We start from the raw sequence: 14,478 nt of genomic DNA, 5'->3' as shown, positions 1-14,478 counted from the left end.
ATCAGTCGCATTTAATACCACTCAAAAATCAACTCGTCTATTTGAGACGGGTTATTTGACTTTGCATTCAAAATCCCTACACAGAAAGGCTATAAGGGTAGACCTTAATACCTGAGAAGCCGTGCTATAATATAAAACTGCTATGTCACAACAAGCCAGCACCAACCTTACTGTTTTAGAACCCTCGGAAGATTTAATAGCCAGCGAACCTTGGTCGATAGAAAGTTATGCTGACAGCTTCATGGATGAAATATTTGCCGATATTGACCAGATTCTAGACAGTAGTGGAAACCAACTTCCCCCAATTTTCCAGCCTAAAGCTCACAGCCGAATCACTACCTTACAACAAATAATTCACCTTGGTCAGGAAAGCGCTACACCTGATTGGGCTGTAAAGTTAGCAAACTCGTTAGGATATCGCACAGAGGGCTTTGATAAGTCGGATTCTACAGCAATGCCTTCTGAATATGCTCCTTTGCAGACAGTTATGATGCCCCAGATTGTTTTGCAAGACTCAGGGCTACCACAGGTACAGACAGTACCTCAAGCTAAAAAAAAGCGAGCAAGTACTGTTTTGGTAGACAATCCTAGTGTTAGTAAAGTCCGCAAACCACGCCGGAAACGTTCGTTCCTTTTAGTGAGACTTCTTTCTCTGGGGATTCCTTTAGGCTTACTTATTACTGGCATTATTTGGTTAGTAAATTCTGGAGTGCTAAATCGTTTCATCAGCAAATCATTCCCTCAGTCTGCTTTAAACCCACAATCACAGCCAGAGCTACCCACAAAAGAAAAACTTGAAGCAGACTTAGTTGACTATATTATGGGGTCACTTGCCGCTATCGACAGACAAGAAGCAAACACTCAAAAGTCTGGCAAAACTCTAATTGCTAATGTAAATTCACCTAACCAAACAGCCTTTGCTTATATTAGCAATCAACCTACAGGTAATCTCCCAACACCTCTAACTGCTAACAACACGACACCAGCGCCTAACCGACTTGTTGAGCGGCTTTATATACCCGTTTATCAAGCGCCCTCACCTATGCGCTACGCACCCCCACCTATTCTTGAAGCTCTCAAACCTTTACCACAACCGCCATCACCCCAGCAAATAAAACAGAATACTTTCCCTGCTCCTATAAAAACTCCACCAAAATTAGCTAAACCAGGAGCTATAACTGCACTTGCAAATATCAAGCCAGTAGCAGTACAAAAATCAGCTGTAACCATAAAACAACCACCAAAACCTTTACCTGTTCTTCCATCTCAAGTAAAACAACCAAAACCCTCTACACCAATAGATTCTGAGGAATTATCAGCTAAACAGCAGGTGGTAGCCGTGGTTTCGGCTCCTGTTACTTCTCATGTGTTGGAAGGATTGCTAGAGTTAGGAAATAAATCTGCCGCTTTATTTAAAATTGACGGTGTAACCCATCGTGTTGAAATAGGTGAAAATATTGGCTCAAGTGGTTGGGCTCTTGTCGAGGTTGCTAAAGGTGAAGCTGTGATCCGCCGTAACGGGGAAGTGCGATCGGTTTACATAGGACAGAAGTTTTAAGCTTCGATTACCCTGGTATTAGAGTTGTAAACTGGTGTTTGGGCTAAAAGCTGTTGTTCGTAAAATTGAAGGACGTTAAGATGTACTCCCTACCTAGTCTCATCACCGCCTTGTCACTGTCGCTCTACGGGGTTTTAATATTTAACGTCGGTCAAGCTAGAAGAAAGTATAAAGTCTCACCGCCCCAAATGACAGGAGATCCAGACTTTGAAAGGGTGCTGCGCGTTCAACAAAATACCCTGGAGCAGTTAATCTTTTTTCTTCCTGCTTTATGGCTATTTTCGTTTTACGTCAGTCCCTTATGGGGTGCTGGAATTGGCGCAGCTTGGTTAGTTGGTCGAATTGCTTATGCTTGGGGCTACTATCAGGCAGCAGAAAAACGCTCAATAGGTTTTGGTATTAGCATCATCAGTGCATTTGTGTTACTTCTGGGTTCATTCGTTGGGATTGTCCTGAGTTTTACTTGAACTCCTCACCCTTTATCGGCAAATTCTTCTTATAAGCTAGGAGGCTGAATCTGAATGCTAGAAATTAGTATTGACGAAATGCAACGAGATCCGTTGAAGTATCTTCGCCAAGTAGAAGAAGGGGAAACTATTGTCGTTGTTCGAGAAAATAAGGCGATCGCTGAAGTTAAACCAATTAAGAATGATCAACAGTTGCGACCATTTGGTCTATGTGCTGGCGAGTTTAAAGTGCCAGATGATTTTGACGAACCTTTACCGGAGAACATTTTAGAAGCATTTGAAGGAAAATGAAAATTTTATTAGACACTCATATATTCCTTTGGTTTATTAGTGCAGATAACCGATTACCAACTGATGTTAGAAATATTATTCGTGATATAAACAACCAAGTATATCTGAGTGTTGTTTCGGTTTGGGAATCCATTATTAAATATCAATTAGGAAAGCTACCACTACCTGAATCACCGGAAACTTATCTTCCTAAACAACGGGAGCGTCATCGTATTACAAGCCTTGATCTCAATGAAGATAGCGTTGCTCAACTTGTAAAACTACCATTGTTACACCGCGATCCATTTGATAGAATGCTTATCTGTCAAGCTTTACAGCATAATTTAATTATTGCTACAGTAGATGCGGCAATCCGTAACTACTCCATTAATATTCTTTTATTGTAGAAATTGCTGCTTCTAGTGCATCCTACTTCTACTGGATAGAATTTGGGTGTCATGGCTGGTGATGCTTCTTTAACTTTCTCAGAAGCATAATCATGCAACTCATCTACCGTAATCCATCCATCCCCATCTTTATCTGCTGCACCTTTTTCTATCCCTTCTACTAAATATCTTGTGTAGACTGATAATTCTGAACTTTCTTCTGCAAAAGAAGACTGTGTAGATGTGGATGATGTTAGTATTGCTCGTCCTTTACCACCGAGTTGTGCCTGAATATCTACTTTACTATCGTCTTTGACTGTTAATCCTTTAGCGATCGGCTAGCGACTGCCTCGTTGGTGCTTGGCTCTGGCTTTGTGATCCTGATCGTTTTGGCGGTAGCGATCGCTCAAGTAGGACGTCTTCAAAGCAACATTTATACAAAGAAACACTAGTTGAGAGAGTTTGAATGTTTCTCTTTATAGTCGCACAAATATAGTAACCATATCCCAGCCACCATAAAGTATGGTAAAAAGCAGCTAACTGCTAGCTGCCCATCTCGGAGAAAACAATTAATTCTCTACCAGGAACATAATCTTCTATTGCTGTCTTAGCTGCTGCTTCTAAAAGCCGTTTTTGCTCATCTTTGGTCAGAGACTTTTGTTCTTGGTGAATTAGTTCTAGAGCAGTTTCCGCGATCTTTACACAGTCCTTCGTACTCAATTTTGGTAGCGCTTGAAGAATTTCGTGGGTTTCCATCTTTATGGCTGCTCAAAGTCACTTATTGTACTTATATGTTTATACAACATTTTCAACCCACTTTCAGCATCCTATACTTTCATCTGGCGTTTATTTCGTAATTGTCAAACCCTCCAAAGTATTTTTTTACACTTTTCAAATACGTAAATCTGCCCTTTTTTTCCTCAAACAGAACCTAATTTTTTGAGAGATGTGCACAAGGGATACAGGGAAGCGGCTACAAAACTTCCTGATCTATTTTGGTGTCAAAGCGAAATTTATTTCTGGGCGAAACAACAATGCAAAATCAATGCTTCAGATTAGAGGGTTAAACCCTTCACGAATTAGCCCAAAATATTATATACCAAAAAACTTTAAAATCTGATCATTTTGTTTTGATTTACTTTGAAAATATCAAATAGTGAAATGAGCAGTTGTCAAATGCGCTTTGCTGCATGGCGATCGCACGCTTGAACTGTTCCAATTACATCAATATGTTATTAACACTTTAAAAGCTGTTTTCTGGTCAAGGTATGGATATCAAGAAAGGGCATCGTTAAGATATCAGTTAAATAGAAAAATGTTATGCTTTCTACTTGCATAAAATACTAGTACCATGGTAGTATTCATAGAGTAAAAACTTAGAAAAATTAAACAAGATTCAAATGTTTAAATAAGTTTTTGGTCGGTAATTAAGTCGTTTGTTTAATTACAGCGCTTTGCAATTTTATGAGCTAAGTTGCTTCGGATTTTGGTGTCTAGACAACCCCCTCCACACCATCGATTTACCTCATTCATCTGTAGGCTGCTGTATATATTAAGAATTACTTTTAGGCTTTGTTCTAAAAGGTGACAGAAGACGGTATGACCTTGGAAATGCCACTCATATCTATTTAGCATATTTCAGCATAAACCTCAATTTCTTAAGAGTGTAAAATAATGATTGCAACTGTTAATCTAGAAACCCAGGTTTCTCAGCAACTACAGCACATTTTGTTGGATATAACAAATGCGCAAGATTTATCTAAACATCCCTTTGTGCAACGTTTTTCTAAGGGAGAATTTTCACAAAATGCGATCCGGCAGTTTGCGATAAAAATGCTACCTGGCTCAAACAGGTTTAACATGGCTTTTCTCAAAGTTGCATCAAAAATGGATAGTTACCATGCTAGAACTATCATGCTAGAAAATGCATATACCGAACATGGAGAACTCAATCCAGATAAAGCTCATGTGTCACTTTTTATGCGATTTATGAAAGGGATTAACTGCCCAAAAATTGATATTAATGCTGATGATGGAGCATTCAGGATTCCAGCATTACGTTTTAAAAAGTTTGAAGTCTGTGATGATGAGCCTGTAGCCGTTTCACTAGGGCGATTTGCAGCAATCGAGCAAGTTTTACCAGGAGTATTTACCAAATATATAGAAGGGCTTCGCAAAATATTTCCAGATATTGATGACCATACTATCGAATATTTCCGGATTCACTGCCACTTAGATCCAGAACACACAGATGAGTTAATTCAGGTAGCTGAAATGTGTGTTAAGTCTGAGTCTGATATTGAGTTATTCCGCCAAGGAGTTCAAGATATGGTTAACTCAATTGCCGATATGTTTTCTTGGATGGATGAGAACTTAGAAAAAGAGGCTTTAGCTTTACAAAGCTAATACATTAGTAATTCTCGTTTTAAGGTTTCATAACATTGAAATCCTTACGGTCAGAGGATTTTATAATTACCTCTTTTTCACGTTTTTTTGTTGCCACTCTGAATTCTGTCAAAAATTGCCCCATCCTCAAAAAACTTCTTCTGGATATTCTCCCACCCCCCCAGATATTGGGCATTGAAAATGCTTTGAATCTGAGGATACTTCGACCCCATCTCTACTGCCAAGTAGGGGTGCTGAAATAAGCTACATCCTTATGAGTTGAGTTGCAAATAACCATTATCCGTTAATGGAGGTGATGTCTGGTTCGGTACTATTGTGCAAAGCTGCCAATAATTGCTCTGTGATATCAATTAGCTCATACACAGACTCTTGCGTAGGTTCCGTTGTTTTGAATCCATGAGCGATCGCATCACGTAATGATAGCGCATTCATAAGTAACTGATACTCAGGTCGAGAAATTACACCCTCAGTCACTAATTGTTTCACTAAATAAAGCGGATCAAATCTTTGTAAACTAAGTCCTTCATGCTCTGCAACAAGTCTTAAAGTTGCCTCAACTAGAGCCCAAGAATAGAGGATCGCTGACTCTGGGTTTTGTGTTGCAAGTTGCTTTGCCAGTTGCAGTCTTGTTTCTATTTCAGCTTGCTGAAGAGAACTTTCAGCTTTTGGAGAATATGCAGCATCCTCTGGATTAGTCATTACTAATTCAAATCGCCAACCAGGGTGTTGCTCTACAACCTGGGCTAGATTCCGCAAATATTGTGTGGAGGAGGAATTAAGTGAAGAGCGCGACTTAACTTCAATGATCACCGCTTCTTCTCCCCGTCGCACTATCATACCAGGGCGATAGCTTGTAAGAAAATCAGGTAGGTCTTCAGGGCTTGGATGAAAAGAAACCTCGTACCCCTTGCTACGATATTCTTCTGCTAGCTTCAGTAATCGCTCTCTTTCTAGGTTTGCAGTTGGGGTTGCCATTAAATAAGTACCTCTTGGTCTCTTTTTACGGTTTCAACTCCCCAAATTTAGGGCTCCACCATCCTTTCTGGGTGTTGAAATAAGCTACATCCTTATGTTTGCTATCGTTTCGAGATTTAGGGTTGGAACAACGCAGCATCACCTTACTCTGTCCATCTTTGGTGTAGCTGTACTCTTCGAGAGGTTTCTTACAGACTGGACAAGGATATGTGGTTACTTTGGCTGGAAGCTTTTGAGGATTTGCCTCTTTAGCTGCTTGAGAACGAGGAGCTTCCCAAGTCTTAGTATATTCGCTCCAGAACAAAACAACGTTTTCACACCCGCTCACACATTTGAGAAAGTACTTCTTTTTAACCTTACTGCTAGGAATTTTGGCTAGATGATTCTTGCACTGAGGACAACGAGTCCTAGATTTCTCAAAATTCCGCTCAGTGACAGGATTCCCTTTAACCTCTTTTGACGAAGCTTGAGCTACAACTTTTGCTTTTGCTAAGGCTGGTGCAAAATAATTCTCGTTCCAATTTGTCAAATAATTTTGCCAGGATTGTTTACCCAAGGCAATGCTGTCTAGAGCATCCTCCATTTTTGCAGTGAACTCTGTCTCTAGCAAATCAGGTAGCGCTTTCAGCAAGAAAGCATCAACCTCCAAACCTAAACCTGTAGGCTGTATATTTTCCTTTGTTAGCTGGATATAACCTCGTTTCTTGAGGGTTGCAATTGTGGGAGAGTAGGTACTTGGACGACCAATCCCTTTACGTTCCATCAGTTGTACTAGTTTTGGTTCGCTGTAGCGAGGTGGAGGTTGGGTTTGTTTCTTCTCATGACCAGCATTTTCCAAAGTAAGCATTTGCCCTTGTTTTAGGGTTGGCAGAAGAGTATCCTTGCTAAGGTTAGCCCAGTAACGAGCATAACCAAGGAACTCTACAACTTGCCCTCTGGCTTGCCATAGAAGTGGACCAGATTGTGTTATAATAAGCGTTTTTCTCAGTTCAGCAGGGCGACATTGGGAGGCGATCGCGCGTTTCCAAATCAGAACATACAAGTTAAACTCATCTGTGGAGAGTTGAACTCGCAACTCAGCGGAAGGACGAAAAACATCTGTTGGACGTATAGCTTCATGGGCTTCTTGAGATGTTTTGCTACTACGATGACGAGCTAACTGCTTCGGTACATTCTCAGGATCATTTTCCTCCAACCACTTACGCGCACTACTGCAAAACTCTGGGCTTAGCATAACGGAGTCCGTCCGCATGTAAGTAATCAACCCCGCCTCATATAGCTTTTGCGCTACTAGCATCGTCTTCTCTGGCGGAAATTTTAGCCTTGAACCAGCAGCTTGCTGAAGAGTAGAAGTGATGAAGGGTGGAGGTGGTTGGCGATTGACGATTTTCCCCTCATATTTGATGATTTGGTGAGGGTGACGCCGCGCCTCTTCTACTAAACTTGTTGCTTCTGCTTCCGAAAGCACACGAGTAGATTCTGGTGCTTTTGTACTATTCTTATCTGCTGTATCGTCGTGAACTTCTGCTTCTGCCTCTGGTGCTTCATTAGGAGCATTCTCCTTACCTTTGTAGAAAGCACGGAAACCTTCAACATAATCTACCCAAACACTCCAATAGTCTTGGGGCACAAAAGACTCAATTTCTCGTTCCCGTTGACAAATCAAGTGTAGGGTAGCACTCTGAACTCGCCCAACACTTTTTGCTCCATTATTTAAAGTCCAAACTAAAGGGCTTCCTTTGTAACCAACCAGCTTATCCAAACAATCTCGACACAATCCTGCGCCTACCAAGTTAAAATCAAGTCGTTTAGGATTAGCGATCGCCGCCCGAACCGCAGACTCTGTAATCTCAGTATAAACAACTCGTTTTGGTTCCTTTAAACCCAGAGCTTCTTTAAGATGCCAAGCAATCGTCTCCCCTTCTCGATCTGGATCAGTTGCTAATACAACTTCCTGAACCTGTTTAGACGCCGCCTTTAGCTGCTGAATAGTTTCCTTTGCCTGTTGATTGCGTGGTACATAGCGACATTGCACACTAGAACCATCTATAGTAAAACCTAACGAATCCTCACCTTCATCACTAAGTTCTCGAATATGTCCACAACTGGCACGAACAATCCACTCTGCGCCCAAAATTTGGCTCAGCTTTTTGACTTTACCTGGAGACTCGACGACTAAAAGGCGTTTAGGCATAGTAAGGGCATAGGGCATAGGGCATAGGGCATAGGGCATAGGGCATGAGGTCTGAAGCTTTTCTCACTATATAGAGTAAATGCAACTTAAAATGTGGAAAAGCTTATACGTTAGAAGAAGTAGGGGGAGCAGGAAGTAGGGAAGGAAAAAAAGACAACTTTATTTTATTCATTGCTCTTTATCCCATGCCCCATGCCCCATGCCCCATGCCCCATGCCCCTTATCTTAGTTGACAAAATTTAAACTAATAAGATACGATTATAAGCTGTTTGTCTAATTCCTGCTCGGATCAGGTAGGGACATCGTAAAAGCTGGTAAAGTCAATCTCGACACATAGCCCAGCTACCTGTACGGCAACCTCAAGAAACATATTTATGACCTACGCGATTATTGAAACTGGCGGCAAACAATTAAGAGTCGAACCAGGTAGATTTTACGACATTGAACTGCTTTCTGCTAACCCAGACGAGCAAGTTACCATAGAATCAGTTCTGTTAGTGCAGCACGACGGCGAAGTCACTATTGGACAACCGCTAGTCGAGGGTGCAAAGGTAGAAGGGACAGTGATGCGACATCTAAGAGGTCGTAAAGTCCTGGTTTACAAGATGAAGCCGAAAAAGAAAACCCGTAAAAAGCGGGGACATCGCCAGGAAATCACTAGATTAATGATTAATTCCATTAGTCTTAACGGTTCAGTGTTCACCTCAGAACAAGCTGCTGGAGAAACTGAATCACCTACTACTACAGATATTGAGAACCCATCTACAGAAAGCTCTCAAGAATAAACAATCAAATTAAAGTACAACCAAGGATATTATGGCTCATAAGAAAGGAACAGGCAGTACACGAAACGGTCGTGACTCTAATGCTCAGCGTTTAGGTGTCAAACGCTACGGTGGTCAGACCGTTCTTGCAGGAAACATTCTTGTACGCCAGCGTGGTACTAAATTCCACCCTGGAAACAATGTTGGTATTGGAAGTGATGACACCTTATTTGCTTTAGTTGACGGCGTGGTAACATTCGAGCGCAAGGGCAAATCCCGCAAAAAGATTAGTGTTTATCCAGTCGCTGAAGCAGTAAGTTAAACAAGGAGTCAGAATTCAGAATCCAGAATTCAGAATTAATGCAAGTGAAGCTTAAAACCTTTTCTTTATTCTGACTCCTGACTCCTGAATTCTTATCTTAAATATACTTTTGAGCTAGCGCGCCGCCTGCTATACTCGACAGGGAAAGAACAGATACAATCCAAAAGTACTGTCTTTCCCCAAGTCCAGCCAATTGAAATTCTATTCGAGCAAATGCAAGGGTTGCAATTATCAATAATGTATCAAGGAAGACTTTGAACCACGCAATCATTAAAAAGAATAAGAAAGCCGCAAGAATAGTCAAAACAAAAGACCGAACATTTAATCTTAAAAAGATACTAGAGTAGTCGACCATTTTCCACCAAGAACTGGTCAAGCTTTCTATAAGCAATAATACAGTAATTACAACTAACAACCATATAAACCAAGCAACATTTGCTTTTACGAGCACCCAACCAAGTATACTATAGGTAATCAATAGTAGTGTCAGGGAAACCCAAGGAAGTCTTGTAACAATAAGCATGGGTTGGCATTCCACTAAGTAGAAAGGCTGTACGTGCGCGTGCTTGCATGACCCACCTAAAGATCTTGCAGCAGTTAATGACCACTTAACAACAAAAAGTATACATTATCTAATATCGTATTTTTTATGACTCAAATCAATACATAAATTATGCTTTTGCTGGGAATTGTTGACAAAAAAGTTAAAGATCATCTTAAACATTTGTAAACTGTAAGCATATAAGTAAACGCGTGTCACGTCTTGTTAAGGGATTATTATGAGACAACTGGTTATAGCTGAGCGCGTATGCCTCATTGGTCATATACTGGCAAAGGCTTTTGGACTGGTGGGCATACTACTAGTCATACCTCATGCCGAATTTATTCTGAGCTTCGGCGGTGTCGGCGAAACGGCCATGCAGATGAGTCTGGCTGATGGTGGTGTGGTAGATATTATTCTAGGGACGGTAGCTGTTTCAATTTATGCGTATCGAGTGCTAGGGTGGCGCAATTGGTTATCTTTTATGCTACCTGCTGTATTGATATCTGTAGGCAGTGAATTATTGGGAACAAGCACTGGTTTCCCCTTTGGCGATTACAGTTACCTAAGTGGTTTAGGATACAAAATAGCGGGTCTAGTACCATTTACGATTCCCTTATCCTGGTTTTATGTAGGCTTATCTTCATATCTAATTGCTCGTGCAGGTCTTGGAGTAGCAACAAAACCCAGTTTAGTGCGCCAAATCGGTGCTATAGCACTTGGAGCATTATTTTTTACATGCTGGGATTTTGCTCTAGAACCGGCTATGAGCCAAACTTCTTTCCCGTTTTGGTATTGGGAGCATCCTGGAGCATTTTTTGGAACACCTTACCAAAACTATGCCGGTTGGTTCGGTACGAGCGCTTTGTTTATGAGTGTAGCAGCGGTGTTGTGGAGAAATATTTCCATTAAATTAGAGCGATCGCAACTCAGCGTACCGATGATTGTTTATCTAAGCAATTTTGTCTTTGCTGCTGGACTAAGTTTAGGATCTGGTTTTGTGCTTCCAGTGTCACTAGGCTTGTTTTTTGGCGTCATCCCAGCTGTAATACTTTGGTCAAGGGTGGCAAACACAGTTCCTAGTGTCGCTGTCACACCAACAAATACTGAAGTCTCAGTAACAAGCATTAAAGTTGGCGTCAAGTAATAGGAGCAATGGGCAACGGGCATAGGGAATAGGGTGATAACAAAAAGCGAATCCTGCGTACTATTAAGGAACTTGGTGCTAAATATTTATCAATCTAATCCTCCTCCCATGCCCCATGCCCCATGCCCCATGCCCCATGCCCCATGCCCCATGCCCCATGCCCCATGCCCCATGCCGTGATCATCCTAAGTGCCATTTCATTACTATTGCTGCTACTTCAAGGAAGTGCCACAGCAATTCTACTCTCTCGCCTGCTTAAAGGACCTAGTCGCCACCCTCCGATTGAACCTCAAAGTCCGACCCCAGAACTTTTGGGTGCTGTCAGTGTTGTTATTCCTACCTTAAATGAGGTTCTTCGCATTGGTCCTCTTTTAGACCGGATAAGTCGGCAAAGTTACGAGGTTCGGGAGATTATTGTTGTGGACAGCAGATCTCAAGATGGTACTCGTGACTTGATAAAAGCTGCTCAGGAAAAAGACCCTCGCTTTCGCCTAATAACCGATGATCCTTTACCTTCTGGTTGGGTAGGGCGTCCTTGGGCTTTGCACAATGGCTTTTTGTATAGCGCAGAGGCGAGCGAGTGGTTTCTTGGTATGGATGCTGATACACAGCCTTCACCTGGTTTGGTAGCAGGTTTGGTAAAGGTAGCAGAAGCTCAGGGGTATGACTTGGTATCTCTTTCCCCCCAGTTTATCCTTAAGTATCCAGGGGAGTGCTGGCTACAACCAGCTTTGTTAATGACTTTACTATATAGATTTGACCCATCTGGTGTACATACAAAGCAACCTGAACGGGTGATGGCAAATGGACAATGCTTTTTATGCCGTCGCTCTGTTTTAGCTGCTGTGGGTGGCTATAGTAGTGCGAGTAGTTCTTTTTGTGATGATGTCACTCTGGCAAGGAATGTCGCTGCATCTGGCTTTAAAGTGGGCTTTTTAGATGGTGCAAAGGTACTCAAAGTCCGGATGTATGAAGGGGCAATGGAAACGTGGAAGGAATGGGGAAGAAGTCTTGATTTAAAAGATGCTTCTTCTCGCGCGGAAATATGGGGGGATTTATGGCTATTAACTTTAGTTCAAGCATTACCACTACCAGTTGTCCTAACCTACTTGTTGTTTTCTCCCCGTTTATTGCTTCTTCCTTATCCTCTTATCCTTTTATTGGGACTGAACTTGTTTCTTTTACTGATTCGCTTCGGAATGGTTTTGGCGATCGCACCTTCTTATGACCGCCAGCAAGCAAAAGGTGGCTGGTTATTTTGGCTCTCGCCTTTAGCTGATCCAATAGCAGTAGCGAGAATCTTCCTATCAGCATTTAGTTCTCCAAAAGAGTGGAGAGGAAGGAAGTATACTAGTTTTGACTCAAAATGATGAGGTCAGTCCCTCAGCGAGCCTTCCTTATAATTAGGAGCGCTCGAACCGCAAATAGTGGTGACAATAAAGTACAACCTCTTTTGACCTCTCCTCTGGCTAAAGCCAAGAGGATTCTAAACTGATGTTGTTACGCGAGATAAAATCTCGCGTAACAACGTTTACGATATATTTTCTTTAGCGAACCAAAGACGTTATAGCGTTTGGGAACGGTCAAAACTTCCCTTATTACCTTGGCTAGACATAAGCCTAGCTGTGTTTTTACTTTTACTAGGATGTTGCAAGCGCCATTGCAATCGGCGTTGATAACTAGATTGTTTTTGGTCTTATACATTCCCCGTTTAACTCGTTTGCCTGATGGTTTCCAGCTTTCGGGTTTTTCACCGAGTTTTGGCAAGAAATCACCATCCAAAAAGCTCGTCTTACTGGTGTAAGATTCCTCGGTTTCAGTAAACTGGATACCAATTCCCTCACACAGTGTAAGGATGCGTTCTTTAAGCTTGGACGTTGGGATCTGTACGAAGTTTTGATTATTGCGCTTGCCTAGAGTTATCTTGTCTTTCACTCCCTGACCCCAACCGAATACCACGTTACCAATCTTATGGTTAAGGCAGTAGTTGACAATGAATCTAGCTGTCTTATTAATAGCATCCCGCATTTGACGGTTACGCAGTTCTGTTAAATCAGCTAATTCATCATTCCAGAAACCTTGTGGCTTTCCTGTTTTGATCTTTTTAACTTTGCGGTTGTAATTAGTGTTAAGTGACTTGAGTTGCCTACCGTCAATGATGAAAGATTTGCCCAGTGTGGAAACGCAGGTTAACCAATTATTTGTGCCAGGGTCAATCCCCAAAGCTTGAGAATGATCTAGTCCCAGCAAACAACTTACTGCCTCATTTCCAGATTTGTAAACGTAAAGAGCATATAGCTCGCGGTTACGTGGAAGTATCCGAACTTCAACCAGTTGATGAGACTTAAAGCCGTATCCCCCTGGAATCCAAACATCATTTAAGATATCCTTGGACAACTCCCGTGAAATTGCTAAACGACACATCCCTGTTTCTATATCTGGCTTTACGGCTTGAGCGGGAAATGTGACGACAGTTAACCCATCTTTGCGATAACCAGGGATACGCGGAAAACCTTTTAACTCGCCACTAAAGAACAATGGCAGCAATTCATTGTAAGAGCGGAAGCTTTCAATAACTGACCTAATCGTTTGCTGTGCTTGTTGTCCTCCCATGATCTGATAGTGTTCGCTGCTTGCAAACTCTTTACACAGTGAAGCATAACTATCAACACTAACTTTCTTGGTTTTAAACCCAGAACGGTAAAACCCGTCCTTGTCAAAAAACTCAACCCGTTCACAAGCCTCAAAATGTTTCTGTCTAATTGAGTAAACAACTTGGTTGGAAAGCTTCGAGGCTTGCTCACAAAGCAAAACCAAGAAACTGTAAGTCTCGTTATCAATAGCGTCAGTTAACCTAATTTGTTGGGTTTTGTACAACTGGTCATCACCTCCATTTTATTTAGCTATAGTATTAGATACATATTATAACTAAAAAGTTCCAGAAAATGTCTAAACTTTCACCGGCATATTATGAGTACCGACGCGCTGAAGGTTCTGTAACATCTTTGAATTATCACTTTGTGTTCTGCCCTAAACGTCGAAAAGCAGTACTTGTCAATCAAGTGGCTGCTAGACTCCAAGAAATTATTTTTGAACTAGTCACCGAACATGGGTGGAAACTCATAGCGCTTGAAATTATGCCCGACCACGTACACTGCTTCTTGAACGTCCCGCCTCATGAATCGCCTTCTGATATTGCCCGATGGATTAAAGGGAGAGCGTCTCACCACCTGAGACAGGAGTTTCCAGAACTTAAAAAAATGCCTTGCCTTTGGAGTCCTAGTTATTTTGTTGCTTCAACTGGTCAAGTCAGTACTGAAGTGGTTAAGCGATACATCGAAGACCAGCGTTCTAAGTAGATACTGGCTAGTTAAAACTAGCCTTTAGCTTTCATCCCCCGGCTAGAAGCCGGAGGCTCTCAGCATATTATTGGTAGTAGTATGCGGAT

Annotated in this window: 15 protein-coding genes; 10 read left to right on the top strand and 5 right to left on the bottom strand. The window is 41.7% G+C overall.

Going from position 1 to position 14,478, the window contains the following annotated elements; translation table 11 throughout:
• Nucleotides 1–142 precede the first annotated feature (142 nt).
• The 4 genes from G4P69_RS05625 to G4P69_RS05610 all read left to right on the top strand — a co-directional run bounded on the left by G4P69_RS05625 (nucleotide 143) and on the right by G4P69_RS05610 (nucleotide 2,702).
• On the top strand, nucleotides 143–1,558 hold the full coding sequence (locus tag G4P69_RS05625) for a hypothetical protein (protein ID WP_208339311.1): 1,416 nt from the start codon (nucleotides 143–145) through the stop codon (nucleotides 1,556–1,558).
• Between the two features lie 80 nt (nucleotides 1,559–1,638).
• Entirely contained in the window at nucleotides 1,639–2,025 is a 387-nt protein-coding gene (locus G4P69_RS05620; RefSeq protein WP_208339258.1) for an MAPEG family protein, read from the top strand.
• A gap of 54 nt (nucleotides 2,026–2,079) precedes the next feature.
• Nucleotides 2,080–2,316, top strand: coding sequence for a type II toxin-antitoxin system Phd/YefM family antitoxin (locus tag G4P69_RS05615; RefSeq protein ID WP_208339259.1), 237 nt, complete (start codon nucleotides 2,080–2,082; stop codon nucleotides 2,314–2,316).
• Nucleotides 2,313–2,702, top strand: coding sequence for a type II toxin-antitoxin system VapC family toxin (locus G4P69_RS05610; RefSeq protein WP_208339260.1), 390 nt, complete (start codon nucleotides 2,313–2,315; stop codon nucleotides 2,700–2,702). Before G4P69_RS05615 ends, G4P69_RS05610 begins: the two co-directional genes overlap by 4 nt.
• Before the next feature lie 522 nt (nucleotides 2,703–3,224).
• On the opposite strand, the gene G4P69_RS05605 is transcribed toward G4P69_RS05610, so the two are convergent.
• Entirely contained in the window at nucleotides 3,225–3,437 is a 213-nt protein-coding gene (locus tag G4P69_RS05605; RefSeq protein WP_208339261.1) for a hypothetical protein, read from the bottom strand.
• A 918-nt stretch (nucleotides 3,438–4,355) separates the two neighbouring features.
• Between G4P69_RS05605 and G4P69_RS05600 the strand changes: the two genes are divergently transcribed.
• Nucleotides 4,356–5,087 carry an iron-containing redox enzyme family protein gene (locus G4P69_RS05600; RefSeq protein ID WP_208339262.1) on the top strand — a complete coding sequence of 244 codons (732 nt, stop codon included), beginning with the start codon at nucleotides 4,356–4,358 and terminating at the stop codon, nucleotides 5,085–5,087.
• Between the two features lie 276 nt (nucleotides 5,088–5,363).
• On the opposite strand, the gene G4P69_RS05595 is transcribed toward G4P69_RS05600, so the two are convergent.
• Nucleotides 5,364–6,062 carry a hypothetical protein gene (locus tag G4P69_RS05595; protein WP_208339263.1) on the bottom strand — a complete coding sequence of 233 codons (699 nt, stop codon included), beginning with the start codon at nucleotides 6,060–6,062 and terminating at the stop codon, nucleotides 5,364–5,366.
• 25 nt (nucleotides 6,063–6,087) lie between these two features.
• A complete protein-coding gene (topA, locus tag G4P69_RS05590) occupies nucleotides 6,088–8,256 on the bottom strand; it encodes a type I DNA topoisomerase (protein WP_208339264.1) in 2,169 nt (722 codons plus the stop codon).
• Nucleotides 8,257–8,630: 374 nt separating this feature from the next.
• Here topA and rplU point away from each other — a divergent pair, with 374 nt between their 5' ends.
• Both rplU and rpmA read left to right on the top strand, forming a co-directional pair.
• On the top strand, nucleotides 8,631–9,041 hold the full coding sequence (gene rplU, locus G4P69_RS05585; protein WP_208339265.1) for a 50S ribosomal protein L21: 411 nt from the start codon (nucleotides 8,631–8,633) through the stop codon (nucleotides 9,039–9,041).
• A 31-nt stretch (nucleotides 9,042–9,072) separates the two neighbouring features.
• Nucleotides 9,073–9,342 (top strand): 50S ribosomal protein L27, encoded by a 270-nt coding sequence (rpmA, locus tag G4P69_RS05580; RefSeq protein ID WP_208339266.1) that lies wholly within the window; start codon nucleotides 9,073–9,075, stop codon nucleotides 9,340–9,342.
• Between the two features lie 97 nt (nucleotides 9,343–9,439).
• On the opposite strand, the gene G4P69_RS05575 is transcribed toward rpmA, so the two are convergent.
• Nucleotides 9,440–9,865 carry a hypothetical protein gene (locus G4P69_RS05575; protein ID WP_208339267.1) on the bottom strand — a complete coding sequence of 142 codons (426 nt, stop codon included), beginning with the start codon at nucleotides 9,863–9,865 and terminating at the stop codon, nucleotides 9,440–9,442.
• A 256-nt stretch (nucleotides 9,866–10,121) separates the two neighbouring features.
• On the opposite strand from G4P69_RS05575, the gene cruF reads away from it, so the two are divergent.
• Together cruF and cruG are read left to right on the top strand one after the other, a co-directional pair.
• Nucleotides 10,122–11,030 (top strand): gamma-carotene 1'-hydroxylase CruF, encoded by a 909-nt coding sequence (gene cruF, locus G4P69_RS05570; RefSeq protein WP_208339268.1) that lies wholly within the window; start codon nucleotides 10,122–10,124, stop codon nucleotides 11,028–11,030.
• A gap of 164 nt (nucleotides 11,031–11,194) precedes the next feature.
• The gene (cruG, locus tag G4P69_RS05565; protein WP_208339269.1) at nucleotides 11,195–12,400 is read left to right on the top strand and encodes a 2'-O-glycosyltransferase CruG; all 1,206 of its coding nucleotides are present in this window, start codon (nucleotides 11,195–11,197) and stop codon (nucleotides 12,398–12,400) included.
• A 130-nt stretch (nucleotides 12,401–12,530) separates the two neighbouring features.
• On the opposite strand, the gene G4P69_RS05560 is transcribed toward cruG, so the two are convergent.
• On the bottom strand, nucleotides 12,531–13,907 hold the full coding sequence (locus G4P69_RS05560; protein WP_208339270.1) for an RNA-guided endonuclease InsQ/TnpB family protein: 1,377 nt from the start codon (nucleotides 13,905–13,907) through the stop codon (nucleotides 12,531–12,533).
• 68 nt (nucleotides 13,908–13,975) lie between these two features.
• Here G4P69_RS05560 and tnpA point away from each other — a divergent pair, with 68 nt between their 5' ends.
• Nucleotides 13,976–14,389: an IS200/IS605 family transposase gene (gene tnpA, locus G4P69_RS05555; RefSeq protein ID WP_208339271.1), complete on the top strand. Its 414-nt coding sequence runs from the start codon at nucleotides 13,976–13,978 to the stop codon at nucleotides 14,387–14,389.
• Nucleotides 14,390–14,478: the final 89 nt, after the last annotated feature.

Origin of the sequence: Aetokthonos hydrillicola CCALA 1050 (assembly GCF_017591665.1) — a bacterium.
Taxonomy (GTDB): Bacteria; Cyanobacteriota; Cyanobacteriia; order Cyanobacteriales; family Nostocaceae; genus Aetokthonos; species Aetokthonos hydrillicola.
Note: the sequence above shows the minus strand (reverse complement) of the source record. Positions and strands in the feature narration are given on the sequence as shown.